Origin of the sequence: Halorubrum halodurans (assembly GCF_002252985.1) — an archaeon.
Classification (GTDB): domain Archaea; phylum Halobacteriota; class Halobacteria; order Halobacteriales; family Haloferacaceae; genus Halorubrum; species Halorubrum halodurans.
On record NZ_NHPJ01000093.1, the window covers coordinates 1 to 19,589 of the forward strand.

The window sequence follows — 19,589 nt, forward strand, 5'->3', positions numbered from 1 at the left end:
CGACCAGACCGACGACGCCGACGAGGCCGACCAGACCGACGACGCCGACGAGGCCGACCAGACCGACGACGCCGACGACGCGGAGTACGAGCGCGTCGACGTCGAGGCCCTTCCCGATCTCGTCGGCGAGACGGTCCGGCTGGAGGGCGAGGTCGTGAGCACGCGCCAGACGGGCGGGCCGACCATCTTCGAGCTCCGCGACGCGACCGGCGTCGTCGACGCCGCCGCGTTCGTCGAGCCCGGCGTCCGGGCGTACCCCGAGGTGGAGATCGGCGACGCGATCCGGATCGACGGCGAGGTCGAGCGCCGCCGCGGCGACATCCAGGTCGAGACCGAGGCGCTCGCGGTGCTCGAGGGCGAGGAGGCCGAGGCGGTCCGCCGCCGGCTCGCCGAGGCGCTCACCGCGAAGGCCCGACCCGAGGGCCTCCAGCCGCTCGCGGGCGACGAGGCGGTCGCCGAACTCGGCGAGGGACTGCTCGACGCGGCGGAGGCCGTCCGACGGGCGGTCCTCGAGTCGCGGCCGATCGTGGTGCGTCACCCGGCCACCGCCGACGGCTACGTCGCCGGCGCGGCGGTCGAGCGGGCCGTGCTGCCGCTCATCCGTGACGAGCACGCGAAGAGCGACGCGGAGTACCACTACTTCACCCGCCGGCCGACGGAGGAGCCGGTGTACGACATGGACGCGGCGACGAACGACGTCACCCGCATGCTCCAGGACCGCGACCGGCACGACGAGAAGCTCCCGCTCTTCCTCCTCGTCGGCACCGGCTCGACCGTCGAGTCCGCCGACGGGCTCGACCTGCTCTCCGTCTACGACGTGGAGGCGGTCGTCGTCGACGCCGCGGTCGCGGACCCCGAGACGCGCGAGCAGGTCGACACGCTCGTGTCGCCCGAGCTCGCCGCGGTCGACGACGACCTCTCGACGGGTGCGCTCGTCGCGTCGCTCGCGTCCGCGGTCAACGACGAGATCCGCTCGGACCTCGTTCACCTGCCCGCCGTGAGCTACTGGACCGACGCGCCGGACCGCTACGTCGACCTCGCGCGCGACGCCGGCTACGACCGCGAACGGATCGCCGAGCTCCGCGAGGCGGTCGCGCTCGAGGCGTACTACCAGTCGTACCAGGACAAACGCGAACTCATCGCCGACCTGCTGTTCGAGGACGGCGGCGACCTCGCCGCGCACGTCTCCGAGCAGTTCCGCGAGAAGCTCGAGACGGAGCTCGAGACCGCGAGCGCGAACGTCGTCACCGAGTCCGTCGACGGCGTCGAGTTCGCGCTCCTCGACACCGACGAGTACACCCACCGGTTCGACTTCCCGCCGACGCCCCTGCTCCTGGACGACCTCCACCGTCGGCACGCGAACGGCGACCCGTTCGCGACGGTCGGCATCGGCACCGACGAGCTGTACGTCCGGTCGACCGCGGACCTCTCGGTGCGGGAGATCGCCGCCCGCGCCGACGAGATCGCCCCCGCGGCGGACGTCTCGACGGCCGGCCTTCGCGAGGGGAAGATCGGCTTCCTCTCCGGCGAGCGCGACGCCGTGGAGGACGCCGTCGTCGCCGCCATCGCCGAGCAGTTCTAGGCCGACCGTCGCCCGTCGTCGGTCCCCGTCACGCCGCGGCTTTCACTCCGAGGTCGCCCGCCGGAACGGGCCGGGGGGCAGCCGGAGCTCGTCGAGTTCGGGAAGGTGTTTGACGTTGAAGACGACCTTCAGCTCGTCGGAGAGCGGGTAGCCGTTACACGAGAGCCGGAAGCCGCGCTCGGCGTGTTCCTCGGAGAGGATGTGGTTCGCGGGCTGGGAGAGCTCGCCCTCGACGAGGTAGACGGCACAGTTCGCACACGCGCCGCCGCGACACGAGAAGGGCCAGGAGAAGCCGCGGTTCTCGGCGGCCTCGAGCAGGCTCTCGTCGGGCTCGACGAGGAGGCGGCCGTGGTCCGCCGGGGCGAGGTCGGCGTCGGCGGCCTTCGCGAAGAGGTCGGCGTCGGCGAGGTCCCAGCCGCGGTCGGCGACCGCCTCGTAATCGAGGAACTCCACCCGGATCGAGCCGGTTCCCTCCCCCTCGGTGAGGTCGATGTCGGCCGGGTCGGGTCCGTCGGCGCCGTTCGGTCCCGAGCCGTTGAGGTCGCGCTCGGAGAGCTCCCGGTAGGCGCGTCTGACCAGTTGGAACTCCTCGACCGACCCGCCCGTGTCGGGGTGTGCCTCCTTCACGCGCTCGCGGTAGGCCCGTTCGACGTCGGCGTCGTCCGCGTCCTCGTCGAGATTCAACACGTCGAACGGGGAGACCATCCGGTGTCGGATCTACCCGATCGAGACACATAAACGTCTCACAACCGTCGCCCGCCGCCGGTATCCCGAGGGATATGCTACGTGATCGCCGCGGGTGTCGTGTCCGCCCGGAGATCCGACCGATCGATCGTTTCATACCCTCGGCACGGTTGGGTACGTGTAGCCATGCCACGCGACGAGCGGATCCCCGTCACCGTCCTCAGCGGGTACCTCGGCGCCGGGAAGACGACGCTCGTGAACCACCTGCTGGAGACCCCCGGTGACCGGCGGATCGCCGTGATCCTGAACGACATGGGCGAGGTGAACGTCGACGCGGAGCTCATCGCGCGCGAGAACGACGAGGAGGGCGTGATCGACCTCTCGAACGGCTGTATCTGCTGTCGGCTCCAGGACGACCTGTTGACGGAGGCGACCGCGCTCGCGGACTCCCGCGAGTTCGACTACCTCCTCGTCGAGTCCTCGGGCATCTCGGAGCCGATCCCGGTCGCGCGGGCGTTCCTCGAGGGGACGGAGGACTCGGCGATCGATCCGACGGAGCGGTTCCGGCTGGACACGACGGTGACCGTCCTCGACACGTACGGCTTCTGGAAGGAGTTCGACGCGGGCGCGGACCTGCCGGGCGGCGGGAACGCCGGGGCGGACGCGGACCGGCCGCTCGCCGACGTGCTCGTCGAGGGGATCGAGTTCTGTGACGTCCTGTTGTTGAACAAGACCGACATGGTCCCCGACGACGTGCTGGACCGGATCGAGTCGGTGGCCGAGCGGCTCGGCCCCCGCGCCGAGCGGGTCCGGACGACCTACTCCGAGGTCGACCCCGAGCGCGTGCTCGACACGGGGCGGTTCGACTTCGAGGAGGCGAGGCGCTCGGCGGGCTGGAAGCGCGCGATAGCCGAGAGCGAGGCGGAAGGCGGCGACGGCGACGGTCACGCACACGGCGGCGAGGGGGCACGCGGCGGCCACCCGCACGACCACACGGAGGGCGCGGCGGCCGCCCACGGCGTCGACTCGTTCGTCTACCGGAGCGACGACCCGTTCGCGCCGGGGGCGTTCGCGGACTGGCTCGACGACTGGGACGGCGCCGTGATCCGCGCGAAGGGGTTCGTCGCCGTCGCGGGCTCCGACGAGGTGATCGGCGTGAGCCAGGCCGGTCCGTCGGTCCAGGCCGGTCCGATCGGCGAGTGGGATCCCGACGACGACCGCCGGACGCGACTCGTCCTCATCGGCGAGGGCATGGACGAACCCCGGCTGCGGGCGGAGCTCGACGATCTGACGGCCGGGAGCGTCGCGGACGGGAGCGACGACCGGACCGCCGAGGACGTCTTCCCGATCTGAACTCAGTCGGTCACGACCGGCTCGGCCCGGTCGGCCGGGGCGGTCGCGGTCGCGGAGTGGTAGAACGCCTCGCCGGTTTCCGGATCGAAGAGGTGGAGCCGCTCCGGGTCGTAACCCACGGAGACGGCTCCGCCCGGCTCGAGCGAGGATCGCGGTTCGGCTCCCATCTTGACCGTCTCGTTCCCGATCGAGCAGTGGACGAGGAGGCTGTCGCCGAGCGGCTCCGTGACCTCCACGGTCGCGTCGAACGTCGTCTCCCCGAGGTCGGGTCGCTCGCGGGCCAGGTGGAGGTCCTCGGGGCGGATCCCGAGGACCGCGTGCCGACGGCCGCCCGCGTCCGGGTCGGCGAGCGGTTCGGTCCCGGCTCCGGTTTCGCCCTCGGCACTCCCCGCGGGTAGCGGGATCCGGAAGGCGTCGTGGACCGCGGCGCCCCCCTCGAGCTCCACGTCGATCATGTTCATCGCCGGGTCGCCGATGAACTCGGCGACGAAGCGGTTGGTCGGGAAGTCGTACAGCGCCTGCGGCGGGTCGACCTGCTGGATCCGCCCGTCGTCCATCACGACGACGCGCTCGCCGAGGGTCATCGCCTCCGTCTGGTCGTGGGTGACGTACACCGTGGTCGTGCCGAGCTCGGCGTGAAGCCGCGTCAGCTCCGCGCGCATCTGGATCCGGAGCTTCGCGTCGAGGTTCGAGAGCGGCTCGTCCATCAGGAACGCGTCCGGGTCGCGGACGATCGCCCTGCCGAGCGCGACGCGCTGGCGCTCCCCGCCGGACATGGCCTGCGGCTTGCGATCGAGCAGGTCGGCGATGTCGAGCGTCTCGGCCGCCTTCGCCACCCGGCGGTCGATCTCCTCGTCGGTGAACGACCCGGCGGCGTTCATCCCGAACGTGATGTTGCGCCGCCCCGTCATGTGCGGGTACAGCGCGTAGTTCTGGAACACCATCGCGACGTTCCGGTCCTTCGGCTCCGCGCCGGTGACGTCGCGGCTGTCCATGCGGATCTCGCCGTCGGTCGGCGTCTCGAGCCCGGCGAGCAGCCGGAGCGTCGTGCTCTTTCCGCAGCCGCTCGGGCCGACGACGACGAGGAACTCGCCGTCCCGGACCGTCAGATCGATCCCGTTCACCGCGACGACGTCGTCGAACTCCTTGCTGAGGGTCTCTAGGGTTATCGTGGTCATGTCATTTCTGTTGGATCGCGAACGTCTCCAGGAGCGGTTTCCGGAAGAGGATCATGAGCGCCAGCGGGGGCAGAAGCGTCAGCACCGAGCCGGCCATCACGAGCGACCAGGAGAGCTGCCCGCCCTGAACGTCGCCCTGAAGCAGCTGTAAGCCCACCTGCGCGACCTGGTTCGCCTCCGAGTCGATGATCACCAGCGGCCAGAGGTACTGGTTCCACGCGTAGACGAACATGATGATCGAGACGCCGACGAGGACGCCGCGCGACATCGGGACGAGCACGCGGAGGGTGAACTTCAGCGGCCCCACCCCGTCCAGCTTGGCCGTCTCGACGATCGACGTCGGGATCGAGAGGAAGTGCTGTCGCAGGATGAAGACGGTCGTCGCGCTCGCGATGTACGGCACCGTGATCGCGAGCAGGCTGTTGCTCCAGCCGAGGTCGTTCATCAGCTGGAACAGCGGGACGAACCGGACCGGGACGGGCAGGAGCAGCGTGAACAGGACGAAGAGGAACACGAGATCCTTGTACGGAACCCGGTAGTAGACGATCGCCACCGCGGCCAGCACCGAGACGACGAGCTTGCCGACGACGACGACGACCGACATGAGAAGCGAGTTCCACATGAACCGGGCGAAGCCGTAGTCGACGATCGCCTCGCGGTAGTTCTCGACCGCGTACGTCCCCGGCAGCAGGTCGGGCAGGCTCGTCACGATCCCCTGCTGTTTCGTGCTCACGACGACCGCGACGAGGATCGGAAAGAGGACGAGCCCCGCCAGGAGCCAGAGCTGGACGTGGACCCCGGCGGCGCCGAGGTCCGCCGTCGACTCGGTCGTTTCCGTCCCCGCCCCGCGGCCGAGCGCCGCACGAGCCGACTCGAACCGCCGTTTCGCGTACTGGATCGCGCCCGTCATCTCAGGCACCGTAGTAGGAGTACTCCTCGGTCAGTCTGAACTGGACGGCCATCAGGACGGCCACCACGAGGAACAACACGACCGACTTCGCCGAGGCGGTCCCGAAGTTGAAAAACGAGAACGCCTCCCGATAGAGGTCGAATATCAGAACGTTCGTCGCGTTCGAGGGGCCGCCGCTCGTCAGCAGGTCGACGAACGCGAACGTGCCGAAGAACGCGTAGATCGTGTCGATGATCACGAGGAAGAACAGCGTCGGCGTCATGATCGGGACGTACACCGAGACGAGCCGCCGGAGCCGCCCGACGCCGTCGATCTCGGCGGTCTCCGTGAGCGCGTCCGGGACGTTCTTCATCGCCGCGATCATGAAGATCACGTTGTAGCCGATCTGTTTCCAGATCGCCGCGAGCGCCACCACGACGAACGCCTGCGGCCCGTCGTTGAACCAGTCGAGTTCGATCCCGAGCGCCTCGATCGGTCCGGTGAGAACGCCGAGCGTCGGGTGAACCATGAACAGGAACACGAGCGCGCCGACGGCGGGGGGCAACGCGTACGGCCAGATCACGGAGATCAGGTACCAGCCCTGTCCGGCGTCGACCTCGTGGATGAGGAAGGTGAGGTACAGCGAGACGGCGATCACCCCGACCACCACGATCGCCGCGAAGACCACGGAGATCAGCACGCTGGAGTGGTACTCGGGGTTCCCGAGCAGCGACACGTAGTTCTCCAGCCCGACGAACTCCGGCGCGCGGCCGAAGCCGGACTCGAAGAAGCTGGTCCGGAACGCGAGCGCGGTCGGATAGTACAGGAAGACGGCGGAGACGATCGCCGTGGGCGCGAGAAGCAGCGCCGCCTCCAGCCGGCCGTCGAATATCTCTCGTGTGGACATCGGTTCGATCGACCTCGATCACTCGTAGTAGTCGCTCAGGACGGCCTCGACCTCCGATTTCATCGCCTCGATCTCCGAGCCGACGTCGTCGGCGTTGATGACGTCGACCGACTTGTTCTGGATCACCGTCTGGACGTTGCGGGCCGGACCGAGAAGCGCCCGCTTCGTGGCGGGATCGGAGGCGTCGCCGTTCCGGAGCTGCCGGAGCGCGACGTTGTACATCGGGTTCTCCTCGAACCACCCCTCCTCCCGGAGCGAGTCGACGGACGGCTGGGTGATCGGGTAGTACCCCGACCCCTTGTGCCACGTCGTCTGGACGTCGGGCTGGGCCATGTACCGGAGCAGGCGCCCGATCTCCTCGTACCGGTCGTCGGGCAGTCCCTCGGGGACGTAGAAGGACGCCCCGCCGATGACCGGCCCGACTCGCGTGTCGCTGATTCCGGGATACGGCGCGGCGTCGACGGTGAAGTCCTCGGAGTCGGCGATCAGCCCCGCGACCGACGCCGTGCTCGTGAGGACCATCGCGGCCTCCTCCTCGATGAAGAGCGAGGTCGCCTCGCCCCACGCCTCGATCCCCGGATTGGTGTAGAGGCCGTCGTCGGCCATCCCCTTCCACCACTCGTAGAGGTCGTGGACGGCGTCGGGCGTGTAGAACGTCGAGGGGTCGCCCGCGTGGCCGTTCTCCGCGTCGGTCATCAGCTCTCCCTCGAAGCCGTACCACGTCTCGACGAACCAGACGTGGTTCGGCCAGGTGATCCCGTACTGGGTGACGCCCTCGTCGACGAGCGTCTCGGAGGCGGACCGGACCTCCGCGAGCGTGCTCGGCGGGTCGTCCGGATCGAGCCCCGCCTCCTCGAAGGCGTCGCGGTTGATGTACATGATCGCGTTCGAGTTGTTGAAGGGGAGCGAGGCGAGCTCCCCGTCGACGGTGAAAAACTCGGTCACGTTGTCGAGGAAGACGTCCGTGTCGAAGCCGTCGGGGAGGATCTCGGCGACCGGTCGGACCCGGTCGGTGTCGAACACCTGTTGGGCGAACAGGCTGTCGACCTGGAACATGTCCGCGACGTTCCCCGAGTCGAACGCCGCGAGGGTGTTCGTCAGGACGTTCTCGTAGGAGTCCTGGAACTCCATGTTCGCCGCGATGCCGTGTTCGTCCTCGAAGCTCGCCGCGATCGAGTCGAGCGTCTCGCCGTTGGTGCCGCCCATGGCGTGCCACGCCGTGAGTTCCTCTGCGACCGGCGAGAACTCCGCTCCGCTCCCGCCTCCACCCGTACAGCCCGCCAGCCCGGTCGCCGCGGCCAGCGCCGCTCCGGTCGTGGCTAGCGTGTCTCGGCGTGAGATCCCGCGCGTCGCGTCGGTGTTCGACGTCATGCGACCGAAGGTGACGAAAGCCGACTAAAAGCCTCTGCTAAGAGGTCTACGGACGAATCCGAGCCCTACGGAGCGATGGAAGCGACACCGACCGATCGGAGCGGTACGGCCCCGTTCGAGTCCCACGGAGCGGTATATATTCCTCCGGTCGCGGCCGTCTCGGCCGAGCGCGACCGCCCGGATCGAGACTCTCCTCCGTCCGATCACGGCCGGCGATCGAGCAGCCCCGCGTAGTCGGCGATGACCCCGTCGACGCCGACCGCCGCGAGCCACCGGGCCTCGTACCACGTCTCGACCGTCCAGACGTTCACCGCGCGACCCTCGGCGTGGGCGGTCTCGACGAGGTCGACGCCCCCGGTTCCCCCGTCGGCGGCGATGGGCGTCCCCCGAACGAGGTCGATCGGCGGGTGGACCGCCTCGGCGTCGTGCTCGCGGGCGATCGCCAGGCCGTCCTCGACCGACCCGGACAGGATCGGCGCGACCGGGTACGAGGAGGCCTCGCGGGCCGCCGCCAGCGCGCCCTCACAGAACGACGAGAGGAGGACCGCGTTGTCGTGTTCGTCGAGGACCGAACACACGCGCTCGACGAACGGTCGCCAGGCCGCGGTCCGCTCCGCCAACACCTCCCCCGAGAGCGTCTCTCCGGGGCGCAGGTCGGCGCGGCCGGGGTTCTTCAACTCGACGTTCACGCCGACGTCGGCGGGCACCGCCGCGAGCAGCTCCCCTAAGAGCGGGACCGTCTCGCCGCTGCCGAGCACCTCGGCGTCGGTGACGGTGCCGGTGTCCGTCTCCCAGACGACCCCCTCGGCGTCGGTGAGCCCGAGCGCGCCGCCGGCACGTCCCGCGAGCCGGTCGTCGTGGAAGGCGACGACGTCGCCGTCGGCGGTCGGGACGACGTCGACCTCGACGAGATCCGCCCGACGGGGCTCCGGGACGTCACGGCCCGCGGCCGAGGCGGCCGCGGCGACGGTGTTCTCGGGATTCTCGCCGGCGAATCCCCGGTGTGCGATGAGCGTGAGGTCGCCGTCGGCTCCCGGCTCGGGCGGCTCGAAGGCGTCCGCCGGGATCCCGCCGTCGGCGTACGCGAGGCCGAGCGCGCCCGTCGCGGCGAGGCCGGCGGTCCCCGCGAGGAGGGCTCGCCGCCGCGCGCGAGGTCGGCTCGCGGTCGCGGACGAAGCGTCGGCGGGCGAGTCGTCGTCGGATCGGGTCATGCGTCGTGGCTGTCGCGTCGCGGGCATAGGGGCTGCTATGAACTCTCCCGAGGGGTCCGTACCGGGACGTACGGTCGCGGCGCGTTCAGATCCCGAGTTCCGCCTGGAGCTCGTCCCAGTCCTCGTGGAAGCCGTGGGTGGACTCCGTCTCGGCGCCGACGGCGGACTGGTACACCTCGTCGTACTGGAGCAGTTCGCCCCACCCGTCGTGGAACGCCCAGTTACAGTATTGACACACGTGTCGGCGAACGCGCCGGTCGGGCATAAGCGTTGGCGGCGTCGAAAAAACGGGAGAACGGTGCGTCGTCGAGCGGACGCGGCGGCCGACTCAGGGCTCGAGCAGGACCTTCGTGACGCCCTCCTCGCGGGCGTCGAACGCCTCGTACATCTCGGGGGCCTCCTCGAGGTCGACGCGGTGGGAGACGACCCAGGACGGGTCGGCGCGCCCCTCGATGATCATGTCGCGGAGGTACCGGTTGTACGCCTTCACGTTACACTGGCCGGTCCCGCACTTCAGCCCCTTCTCGAAGAACTTCCCGAAGTCGATGCCGAGCCGCCCCTGTGCGGCCATGTCGTCGGGCGCGCCGGGATCCTCGGGCACGTACAGGCCGGGGATGCCGAGCTGGCCCGTCGGCCGGACGACCCGGATCAGGTTGTTGATCACGACCGCCGGGTTCTCCTTGGCGGGCTGATAGGAGTAGTCCTCCGTCTCGGTGTCGACGTCGTCGGGGTCGGTCGCCTGGTACCCGACCGCGTCGACGCCCTTGTCCACCATCCCGCCGTGCGTCTCGATGATCTGGTCGACCGGGTCGCCCTCGGAGAAGTCGATCGCGTGGGCGTCACAGTGCTCCTCGGCCAGCTCGAGCCGGCTCGGCACCTGGTCGACCACGTAGATCTCCGCCGCGCCCTTGATCTTGGCGCTGTAGGCGGCCATCAGGCCGACCGGGCCCGCGCCGAAGATCGCGACCGACTCGCCGGGCTGGAGGTCCGCCAGCTCGGTGCCGTGCCAGCCCGTCGGGAAGATGTCGGCGAGGAGCGAGAACGCGTCCTCGTGTTCGCGGCCCTCGGGCAGCTTCAGCGCGTTGTGGTCCGCGTACGGGACGCGGAGCTTCTCCGCCTGTCCGCCGGGATACGGCCCCATGGCGACGTAGCCGTACGCGCCGCCCGCGAAGCCGGGGTTGACGTTGGTACAGAAGCCGGTGTACCCCTCCTCGCAGTTCTGACAGAACCCGCAGGAGACGTTGAAGGGCATCACCACGCGGTCGCCCGCCTCGAGCGTCGATACGGCCTCGCCGACCTCGCTCACGATCCCCATGTTCTCGTGGCCGAAGACGATCCCCTCCTCGGCCGCGGTTCGGCCCTCGTACATGTGGAGGTCCGACCCGCAGATACACGACGTCGTGATGTCCACGACCACGTCGTTCGGGTGCTCGATCTCCGGTTCCTCCACGTCCTCGACGGCGACCTCGTACGGTCCCTGATACACGACTGCCTTCATGAGTGATCCATGAGAACAGTGGGCACCACGTGACGTAAGTCTATTTACAGGTCAATTAGGCTTAACAATTCCATCACGATCGATAGTAATCATTATTCGCGGCGGGCGGCGTGCGTCGGACGCCTCCGCCGAGAGGTTCAAACCCGCTCGGCCCCAGTACGTGATCGAATGACTCGCACACGCATCGAGTGGGATCCGCGGTGACCTATCGACGGGGCGGCTACGTCCGGGCCGGCGACGACGCCGTGGAACGGGGCTGTGACCACTGCGGGTGGCACGCCGTCGCCGACTCCTACCCGGACCTGATCGCCGCCTACCAGCGACACCTCCGGGAGGACCACCCGAAGGCGTGGCTCAGGGCGTGAGACGGCCGCCGGGGGCGGGTTCCTGTGACCGGATCACGGGCCGTCGCCGGCCGCTCGACGCCGCCAGACCAGCATGTATACCTCCCACGGGTCGATCCCGTACCGGTCCGCGAGTTCGTCACACGCCGCGAGGTAGCCGTCGTACTCGTCGATCGAGGGCGGGTCCGGATACGGCTCCGCGAGGTCCGTCAGGTCGCGTACGGCCGCCCACGTGTACGGCCCGACGACGACGAACCGGTCCGGGTGGACGAACGCGAGGAACGCCGAGGCGACCGGGAGGTCGACGCCCGGCAGCGCGGTCAGCGCGTCGATCGCGTCGCCGTACGCCTCCCGGTCCGCCGCGACCGCGGTCGCGATCGCGTCGCGAACCGTCTCGAAGTCGGCTCCCTCGAAGGCGTCCTCCCGCCGGCTCCGGTCCATGCCCGTCGGCTCGTCGCCGAGGTACCGACGACCGTACCACCGCACCACCCACTGCGCGTCGCGGCGGCCGTACTCGCCGCGTCGGAACGCGTCGGGCATGGTCTCGACGGCCTCGGACTCGACGGCGTACAGCGGCTCCGTCGACCGATACGCCTCCAGCGCCGCCTCGACGTCGGCTCGCGAGAGGGTCATGTCGTCGCGGTCGGCCGCCCGGCACCTAACGCTTCCGTGCGGCCGCGTGAAGCGGCCTCGCGGGAACCACCGACACACTCATGGAACTAGCGGGATAGATCATGACACATGAACACGCTTCGAGCGGGTGATCGACGTGTCCAGTGAGAGTGACGACGCGGTGAAGACGATCTGCCCGTACTGCGGCGTGGGCTGCGGGATCCAGATCCAGCAGGGGGCGGACCGCGGCGACGTGAACTTCAGGCCGTGGGGCGACGCCCCGGTCAACGAGGGGCGGATCTGCATCAAGGGGGGCGCGGCGACGCAGGTGATCGACCACGAGGACCGGCTCACGGAACCCCTGATAAAGGAGGACGGCGCGTTCCGCGAGGCGACGTGGGAGGAGGCGTACGACCGGATCGTCTCGGAGATGGAACGGATCCGCGAGGCGCACGGCCCCGACGGCATGGGCTTTTACGGCTCCTCGAAGACGATGAACGAGGAGAACTACCTCCTCCAGAAGCTCGCGCGCCGCTACGGCACCAACAACGTCGACAACTGTACCCGGATGTGTCACGCCTCCACCGTCTGGGCGCTCCGGACCAGCCTCGGCGCGGGCGCGATGACGAACAGCATGGAGGACTTGGAGGCGGCCGCGGACGTGTTCTGGATCCAGGGCGCGAACCCCGGCGAGCAGCACCCGATCGCCAACAGCCAGTACTTCCGGCAGGCGGTCTTAGAGGGGGCGACCGTCATCCAGGTCGACCCCCACGCCAACAAGACCACGCGGTCGTTCGACATCGAGGAGACCGACCGCCACATGCACCTCCAGTTGAACCCCGGCGCCGACATCCCCCTCCTGAACGTCGTGCTCAAGACGATCCTCGAGAGACACGAGGCGGAGCCCGACGCGGGGTGGATCGACGAGGAGTTCGTCGCGGAGCGGACCGAGGGGTTCGAGCACCTGAAGGAGACCCTCGCGGACTTCGACAAGGAGGAGGCCGCGGCGGAGGCGGGCGTCCCGCTCGAGGACATCGAGCTCGCCGCGGAGAAGTACGCGATGGCGAACAACGCGGCCATCTTCACCGGGATGGGGATGAGCCAGCACACCTGCGGCGTCGACAACGTTCAAAACGAGATCAACCTCGCGCTGATCACGGGCAACCTCGGCAAGCCCGGCACCGGCGTCAACCCGCTCCGCGGGCAGAACAACGTCCAGGGGACGAGCGACGTGGGCGCGATGCCGAACGTGTTGCCCGGCTACCAGCTCGTCGACGACGACGAGGCCCGCGAGTCGGTCGAGGAGGTGTGGGGCTTCGAGGTGCCCGACGAGCCCGGCCTCACGAACGTCGAGATCTCCCACGAGGCGGGCAAGTCGGTTCACGGCCTCTACGTCATGGGCGAGAACCCCGTGATGAGCGAGCCCGACGGCAACGTGGTCGAGGAACGGCTGGAGTCGCTCGAGTTCATGGTGGCACAGGACATCTTCATGACCGAGACCGCCGAGTTCGCGGACGTGGTCCTCCCGGCGACGACGTGGGCCGAACGCGGCGGCACGGTCACCAACACCGACCGGCGCGTCCAGCGGATGCGCGGCGTCGAGAAGGTCCACGAGAACACGAAACACGACCTCGAGATCCTGATGGAGGTCGGCAGCCGCCTCTTCGGCGAGGAGGAGTTCCGCTTCGACGACGTGGAGGCCGTCTTCGAGGAACTGCGTGAGGTCTGTCCGATCTACCACGGCATGACCTACGACGGTCTCGGCGAGGAAGGGCTCCACTGGCCCTGTTACGAGAAGGGCGACGAGGGCGACCAGTTCCTCTACGAGGACTCCTTCGACACCGAGAACGGCCTCGGTCGGATCGAGGGCGTCCGCCACCAGCCGCCGGCGGAGGTGCCGGACGAGGAGTACCCGCTCATCCTCACCACCGCCCGCCTCGAGGAGCACTACAACACGGGAACGATGAGCCGGCGCTCGCCCACGCTCTCGCGACAGCATCCGGAGAACTTCGTCGACGTCCACCCGAACGACGCCGACCGCTACGGTATCGAGGACGGCGACACCGTGACGCTGCGGTCGCGGCGCGGCGAGATCGAGGTGAGAGCGCAGGTGACGGAGGACATCAAGGAGGGCGTCGTCTGGACGACGCCGCACTTCGCGGCCGCCTCCGCGAACCGGCTCACGAACGACGTGCTCGACGACCGCGCGAAGATCCCCGAGTACAAGGCCGCCGCCGCGGACATCGCGGTGACCGTCTCCGACGGCGACGAGCCGGCCGGCGACGACCCCGAGCCCGCCGACGACTGAGTTCTCCCGAACTCTTCGAGGCCCCGCTCTCACGCGACCGGAACGACCTCCAACGCTCTTGACCCGTGCCCGAGAAGGGCCGACATGGTCACGACCGACGCCGATCTCGACGACGGAGCGCCCGAATCCGACCTCGCCGTCGCCCGCGCGACCGACACGCGGCCCATCGAGGAGGTGGCTGCCGACCTCGGCTTGACGCCCGACGACATCGAACCGCGCGGGGCGGGCGTCGCGAAGCTCACGGGCGAGGCGGTTCGGTCGGCGACCGCGGGTGACGCCGACGGGACGACCGTCCTCGTGACGGGGATGACGCCGACGCCGAAAGGGGAGGGGAAGACGGTGACCACCGTCGGGCTCGGCCAGGGGCTGGCGGCGCTCGGGAAGTCCGCGGCGGTCGCGATCCGCGAGCCCTCGCTCGGGCCGGTGTTCGGGATCAAGGGCGGCGCGGCCGGCGGCGGCTACTCGCAGGTGTTACCGATGGAGGAGATCAACCTCCACTTCACGGGCGACATCCACGCGCTGACGGCTGCACACGACCTGATCGCCGCGGCGCTCGACAACCACCTCCACCAGGGGAACGAGCTCGAGATCGACCCACGACGGGTCGACTGGCCGCGCGCGCTCGACGTCAACGACCGCGCGCTCCGCGAGACGGTGGTCGGGCTCGGCGGCCCCACGCGCGGCGTCCCGCGCGAGGACGAGTTCGTCATCACCGCGGCCTCCGAGCTGACGGCCGTGCTCGGGCTCGCGAGCGACCTCGAGGATCTCAAAGCCCGGATCGGCCGGATCGTCCTCGCGCAGGACGCCGACGGCGACCCGGTGACACCGTCGGATCTGGGCGTCACGGGCGCGGTCGCGGCGCTGCTCCGCGACGCGTTCCGCCCGAACCTCGTCCAGACCGTCGAGGGCGTCCCGGCGCTCGTCCACGGCGGCCCGTTCGCGAACATCGCGCACGGCACCAACACCCTCGTGGCCGACCGCGTCGCCGCGTCGCTCTCGGAGTACCTCGTCACGGAGGCGGGCTTCGGCGCGGACCTCGGCGCGGAGAAGTTCGCCCACATCGTCGCCCGCGAGGGGATCGTCCCGGACGTCGCGGTCGTCGTCGCGACGGTTCGCGGGGTCAAACGCCACGGCCTGGAGATGTGGCCGACCGACTTCGACGCGCTCGCCGAGCCGGATCCGGAGGCGGTGCGTGCGGGGGTCGACAACCTCCGACGCCACGTCGAGATCGTCGAATCGTTCGGGATCCCCGCGGTCGTCGCGGTCAACGTCTTCCCCGACGACACGGAGACGGAGCTCGCGGCGCTCGAGGCGGAGCTCGCCGAGGACGGGATCGCGGTCGCCCGCTCGACGGCGTACCGCGACGGCGGCGAGGGGGCGATCGACCTCGCCGAGCGGGTCCGGGAGCTGGCCGGAACCGGCGAGTTCGCGCCGCTGTACGACGTGGACGAGCCGGTACGGGAGACGATCGAGACGGTCGCCCGCGAGGTGTACGGCGCGGACGGCGTGGAGTACGTCGACGGGGCGGACGACGACGTCGACCGCCTCGAGGGGTGGGGATACGGCGACCTCCCGGTCTGTCTCTCGAAGACGCCGTACTCCTTCGCCGACGACCCCTCGCTGACGGGCGTTCCGGAGGGGTGGACGCTCACCGTCAGGGAGGTGACGCCCTCGGCGGGCGCCGGGTTCCTCGTGGCCAAGACCGCGGACGTGATGACGATGCCGGGGCTGCCCGCCGAACCGGCCGCCGAGGGGATCGACGTCGACGCCGACGGCGACGTCTCCGGGCTGTTCTAGGCCGTCCTCCGCCGGATCGCTCCCGTCAGACCTCGCGTTTCTCCTTCGAGACGACCTCCACGTCCGCGATCCGTGTGTCCGGGTACTCCCCGTCGGCGTCCTTCTCCGCGGCCTTCACCATGTCCCAGACGACGTTGAGCCCGGTCGTGACGCCCTCGAGCGCCTCCATCTCGCAGCCGGTCTTGCCGGTCGTCTCCACCGCGACGCGCAACTCGACCCGGTCGTCGTCGACCGCGAACGCCGTGTCGACGTTCGTGATCGGGATCTGGTGGCACATCGGGATCGTCTCCCAGGTGTGTTTGACGGCCTGTATCGCCCCGATCCGGGCGGTCGCGAGCACGTCGCCCTTCCCGATCCCGTCGGCGCGGATCGCCTCGACCGTCGAGGGCGTGAGCCGGATCTCCCCGCGGGCGACCGCCCGTCTGGCCGCGTCTGGTTTCGCGCCCACGTCGACCATCTGGACGTCGCCGTCGGCGGTCGTGTGGGTCAGCTCGTCCTCGTCACTCATCGTACAGCGCGTGCGGGAGCCGGTCGATTAAGTCCGTCGCCACGAGCCCGTGTCCGTTCGCCTCCGCGGCCGCGTCGCCCGCGAGCCCGTTCACGTACGCGCCCGCGGCCGCCGCCTGGAACGGGTCCGTTAGAGCCGGCTCCGTCCCCGTCCGAGCCGTTCGCGGATCCGTTTGAGCCGTTCGCGGATCCGTCTGAGCTGCGAGCGCGCCGACCGTTCCCGCGAGCACGTCCCCGGTCCCGCCGACCGTCATCCCCGGATTGCCGGTGCGGTTCTGTCGGACCCGCTCCCCGTCGTCGCTCGCGATCACGTCGTACCGCCCCTTCACGAGGATCGTGTGGCCCACCTCGGCGGCGAACGCCCGGACGAGGTCCGCCCGCTCGGTCGGGTCCGCGGCGGTCTCGCCGCCCATCCCCCGGAGCTCGCCCTGGTGTGGCGTACAGATCAGCTCGGCGTCCGTGTCGACCTCGGGCACGACCCGGAGCGCGTCGGCGTCGACGACCGCCCGGCCGGCGAACTCGGCGAGGAACCGCCGAACGAACTCGACCGACGCCGCCGCGTCCCCCATCCCAGGCCCGATCACGACGACGTCCCGGTCGGCGGCGAGGTCGGCGACCCGCTCGAGGTGATCGGGCGAGAGCCGCTCTCCGGGAAGTCTTCGGACGATGAGGTCCGCCGAGTACCCCTGGACCTCGTCGGCGACGTTCGCCGGGCAGGCCACCCTGACGAGGTCGGCACCGGCTCGGAGCGCGGCCCGCGCCGATAGCGCCGGCGCGCCGGTGTAGGGCCCGCCGCCGACGACGAGGACCTCCCCGTTCTCGCCCTTGTGCGAGTCCGGATCGCGCCCGAACGCGAGGAGGTCGCCCGGCCCGGTGTACCGCTCCGCGGCCGCCGGGATCCCGATGTCGGCCACGGTCACGCCCGCGTCGAGCCGGTCGAGTCCCGGCTTCGCGTCGTGGAACGTAACGACGCGGTCCGCCTCGACGGCGACCGCCCCGTCCCCCCCGGTCGGCCTTCCCGTGTCGGCGTCGACCCCGGACGGGACGTCGACGGCGATCACGGTCGCGTCGAGCGAGTTCACCGCCGCGGCCGCGGTCCGTTCCGGCTCGCGCAGCGCGCCGGAGACCCCGGTACCGAGCATCGCGTCGACGACGACGGCCGGCGACCCGAGATCGAGGGCGGCGGAGTCGGCGACGGTCTCGGTCGGGACCTCGGCCGCGCGGAGCGCCTCCCAGTTCTCGCGGGCGATGTCGGTCCCGATCGACTCCGGTCGCCCGAGCAGGTGAACCGTCACGTCGCGGTCGGCGAGGAAGCGCGCCGCGACGAACGCGTCCCCGCCGTTGTTCCCGCGGCCGCAGACGAGCGCGACCGCGTCTCCGGGATCGCTCGCCGCCCGGACCTCTTGGGCGACCGCGTTGCCGGACGACTCCATCAGCTGTTTCCGCGGGACGCCGAGCGCGGCCGCGTTCGCGTCGACGGCCGCCATCCGCTCGCTCGAGATCATATCGGCGATCCGCGGGTGACGGGCATAACCGTGGTGGCCGCCGGCCCGCCGGACCCCGATCCGGGCCGCGGCTACGAGAGATGGCGGACGAGCGCGTCCGTCACCGCCTCGCGCTCGTGGTGGACCCAGTGTGAGGCGTCGGGGAACGTTCGGAGACGGGCGTCATCGCAGTACCCGACGCTGTCCTCGGCCATCGAGGGGAGGAGCGCGACGTCGTCTGCTCCCCAACAGATCAGCGCCGCCGGGGAGACGACGTCCTTCGACGGGGGTTCGGACCGACGGAATCCCCGGTACCAGTTGACTCTGGGCTCGACGCCCGTGTGCCGCCAGGCGGCCCGGTAGCGTTCGATCGTCTCCTCGTCGAACGTGCCGGGGTTCGACGTCACCTCGAGCGACTCGACCATGTTGGCCATGTCGTTCCGCCCCAACGCCCACTCGGGAAGCGCCGGCAGCTGATAGAACCACACGTACCAGCTCCGGAGGATCTGTCGGAGGCTGGACCGCAAGGTCTCTCGATACACCGTCGGGTGCGGGACGTTGAGTATCCCGAGCCGGTCGACGACGGAGGGCCGACGGAGCGCCACGTTCCAGGCGACGAACCCGCCGAAGTCGTGCCCGACGACGTGAGCCGACTCTCGACCCTCGCTGCGGATCAGTTCACGGACGTCGGCCGCGAGCTCGGAGAGCCGATAGGCGTCGATCCCGTCGGGTGCCTCGCTCAGATTACACCCCCGCTGGTCCGGGACGAGCACGCGGAACCCCGCCTCGACGAGCGGGCCGATCTGGTCGCGCCACCCGTACCAGAAGTCCGGGTGACCGTGTAACAGGACGACCAGCGGGGCGTCGGGGTCGCCGGCGGTCACGACGTGTAGCCTGACGCCGTTCACCTCCCGGTGGCCGGACTCGACGTCCGGGTCGGTCAACAGCGATGCGTCGGTGTCGATGTGCGTCTCGGTGGGTGACATCGGTGGGTGCCTCCGGTGACGACCGCGTTCGACGTTCGTGTCACGAACGGGAACCGGCCTCTCGGACGAGTGATCGTAGACGACGGAGCCGCATACGACGACTGCCACATCCGTGGGGTGACTTTTAGGTCCGCGAACCGCCCGCACGACGGGCCCACGTCGTGGACGGCGGCGCCCCACGTGGGAGACGGCGGCCGACTCACCGAACGATCTCGCCGAACACGCGCGCTTCGACCTTGCGGAGGTGCTCGCCGACCGTCCCCGGAGCGATCCCGACGACCTCGCTGACGTCCTCCAGCGACGCCCGCCGGGGTTCGCTGTAGTAGCCGAGATCGACCGCCGTCTCGAGCACCTCCTCCTGGCGGGACGTGATCAGTCTGGTGAACGACGAGCCGTCGGCCTCGTACGCTCCGGTTTCGAGGATCTCGACCGAGACGTACTCCGCCTCCTCGACGCGCGCGTACAGGTTCTTGAACGTCTCGTCGGTCCCCAGATACGTCACCTTCAGCCGGTCCTCGGCGGTGAACCGGATCGGCGTGTCGACCACGAGAAACGAGTCCCGTTGGAGCTCGAGCGCCCGGCGAACCGGCTCGGTCGGTTCGAACTGGCTCACCGCCATCCAGCGGTCCGCGCCGGCGGTGAGGTAACTGATGACGTGGGGCGACTCCTCCATGATCCGTCTGTACCGCTCCTGACTGCCGCTCGCCTCCGCGAACAACAGCACGGTATCGTCGGCGAGAAGCTCCACGTAGTGGATGGCCCGCCGTTCGATGGCGGGATCGTCCGTCAGCTTCCCCCCGAGCGGGTGGAACGCGCCGCCCCCGCTCGGCTCGATCGACATCGTGAGATACCGCATACGACGACGTAACGCGTGTCGA

At 69.9% G+C, this 19,589-nt stretch carries 18 protein-coding genes; 5 read left to right on the forward strand and 13 right to left on the reverse strand.

What is annotated here, in order from left to right:
• Nucleotides 1–1,582 (forward strand): OB-fold nucleic acid binding domain-containing protein (locus tag DJ70_RS09890; RefSeq protein WP_143421001.1); only part of this gene is annotated, 1,582 nt, incomplete at its 5' end.
• Between the two features lie 42 nt (nucleotides 1,583–1,624).
• Here DJ70_RS09890 and fer read toward each other — a convergent pair.
• Nucleotides 1,625–2,287, reverse strand: a complete 663-nt coding sequence (gene fer, locus DJ70_RS09895; protein ID WP_094532481.1) for a ferredoxin Fer — start codon at nucleotides 2,285–2,287, stop codon at nucleotides 1,625–1,627.
• 165 nt (nucleotides 2,288–2,452) lie between these two features.
• On the opposite strand from fer, the gene DJ70_RS09900 reads away from it, so the two are divergent.
• Nucleotides 2,453–3,619, forward strand: a complete 1,167-nt coding sequence (locus DJ70_RS09900) for a CobW family GTP-binding protein (protein ID WP_094532484.1) — start codon at nucleotides 2,453–2,455, stop codon at nucleotides 3,617–3,619.
• A gap of 2 nt (nucleotides 3,620–3,621) precedes the next feature.
• Here DJ70_RS09900 and DJ70_RS09905 read toward each other — a convergent pair whose 3' ends face one another.
• From DJ70_RS09905 to DJ70_RS09935, 7 genes are all read right to left on the reverse strand, one after another.
• A complete protein-coding gene (locus DJ70_RS09905) occupies nucleotides 3,622–4,797 on the reverse strand; it encodes an ABC transporter ATP-binding protein (protein ID WP_094532487.1) in 1,176 nt (391 codons plus the stop codon).
• 1 nt (nucleotide 4,798) lies between these two features.
• Nucleotides 4,799–5,707 (reverse strand): carbohydrate ABC transporter permease, encoded by a 909-nt coding sequence (locus DJ70_RS09910; protein WP_094532490.1) that lies wholly within the window; start codon nucleotides 5,705–5,707, stop codon nucleotides 4,799–4,801.
• A gap of 1 nt (nucleotide 5,708) precedes the next feature.
• A complete protein-coding gene (locus DJ70_RS09915; protein WP_094532493.1) occupies nucleotides 5,709–6,593 on the reverse strand; it encodes a carbohydrate ABC transporter permease in 885 nt (294 codons plus the stop codon).
• Nucleotides 6,594–6,611: 18 nt separating this feature from the next.
• Nucleotides 6,612–7,799, reverse strand: a complete 1,188-nt coding sequence (locus DJ70_RS09920) for an ABC transporter substrate-binding protein (protein WP_094532551.1) — start codon at nucleotides 7,797–7,799, stop codon at nucleotides 6,612–6,614.
• Nucleotides 7,800–8,167: 368 nt separating this feature from the next.
• Nucleotides 8,168–9,175, reverse strand: a complete 1,008-nt coding sequence (locus DJ70_RS09925; RefSeq protein ID WP_094532496.1) for a glycerophosphodiester phosphodiesterase — start codon at nucleotides 9,173–9,175, stop codon at nucleotides 8,168–8,170.
• Between the two features lie 85 nt (nucleotides 9,176–9,260).
• Complete coding sequence (locus tag DJ70_RS17410; RefSeq protein ID WP_179234029.1) at nucleotides 9,261–9,413, reverse strand: hypothetical protein; 153 nt, start codon at nucleotides 9,411–9,413, stop codon at nucleotides 9,261–9,263.
• A 90-nt stretch (nucleotides 9,414–9,503) separates the two neighbouring features.
• Nucleotides 9,504–10,673, reverse strand: a complete 1,170-nt coding sequence (locus DJ70_RS09935; RefSeq protein WP_094532502.1) for a glutathione-independent formaldehyde dehydrogenase — start codon at nucleotides 10,671–10,673, stop codon at nucleotides 9,504–9,506.
• Nucleotides 10,674–10,873: 200 nt separating this feature from the next.
• Between DJ70_RS09935 and DJ70_RS17415 the strand changes: the two genes are divergently transcribed.
• Entirely contained in the window at nucleotides 10,874–11,038 is a 165-nt protein-coding gene (locus tag DJ70_RS17415; RefSeq protein ID WP_179234030.1) for a hypothetical protein, read from the forward strand.
• Nucleotides 11,039–11,071: 33 nt separating this feature from the next.
• Here DJ70_RS17415 and DJ70_RS09940 read toward each other — a convergent pair whose 3' ends face one another.
• Nucleotides 11,072–11,650: a hypothetical protein gene (locus DJ70_RS09940; protein WP_094532505.1), complete on the reverse strand. Its 579-nt coding sequence runs from the start codon at nucleotides 11,648–11,650 to the stop codon at nucleotides 11,072–11,074.
• 136 nt (nucleotides 11,651–11,786) lie between these two features.
• On the opposite strand from DJ70_RS09940, the gene fdhF reads away from it, so the two are divergent.
• Entirely contained in the window at nucleotides 11,787–13,937 is a 2,151-nt protein-coding gene (gene fdhF, locus DJ70_RS09945; RefSeq protein ID WP_094532554.1) for a formate dehydrogenase subunit alpha, read from the forward strand.
• Nucleotides 13,938–14,021: 84 nt separating this feature from the next.
• Nucleotides 14,022–15,734 (forward strand): formate--tetrahydrofolate ligase, encoded by a 1,713-nt coding sequence (locus DJ70_RS09950; RefSeq protein WP_094532508.1) that lies wholly within the window; start codon nucleotides 14,022–14,024, stop codon nucleotides 15,732–15,734.
• 25 nt (nucleotides 15,735–15,759) lie between these two features.
• Here DJ70_RS09950 and moaC read toward each other — a convergent pair whose 3' ends face one another.
• The 4 genes from moaC to DJ70_RS09970 form a co-directional block, all read right to left on the reverse strand.
• A complete protein-coding gene (gene moaC, locus DJ70_RS09955; RefSeq protein WP_094532511.1) occupies nucleotides 15,760–16,242 on the reverse strand; it encodes a cyclic pyranopterin monophosphate synthase MoaC in 483 nt (160 codons plus the stop codon).
• Nucleotides 16,235–17,746: an NAD(P)H-hydrate dehydratase gene (locus DJ70_RS09960; RefSeq protein ID WP_094532514.1), complete on the reverse strand. Its 1,512-nt coding sequence runs from the start codon at nucleotides 17,744–17,746 to the stop codon at nucleotides 16,235–16,237. Before DJ70_RS09960 ends, moaC begins: the two co-directional genes overlap by 8 nt.
• Nucleotides 17,747–17,817: 71 nt before the next feature.
• On the reverse strand, nucleotides 17,818–18,711 hold the full coding sequence (locus tag DJ70_RS09965; protein ID WP_094532517.1) for an alpha/beta fold hydrolase: 894 nt from the start codon (nucleotides 18,709–18,711) through the stop codon (nucleotides 17,818–17,820).
• Nucleotides 18,712–18,910: 199 nt separating this feature from the next.
• Nucleotides 18,911–19,567, reverse strand: a complete 657-nt coding sequence (locus DJ70_RS09970; protein WP_094532520.1) for a helix-turn-helix domain-containing protein — start codon at nucleotides 19,565–19,567, stop codon at nucleotides 18,911–18,913.
• Nucleotides 19,568–19,589 lie beyond the last annotated feature (22 nt).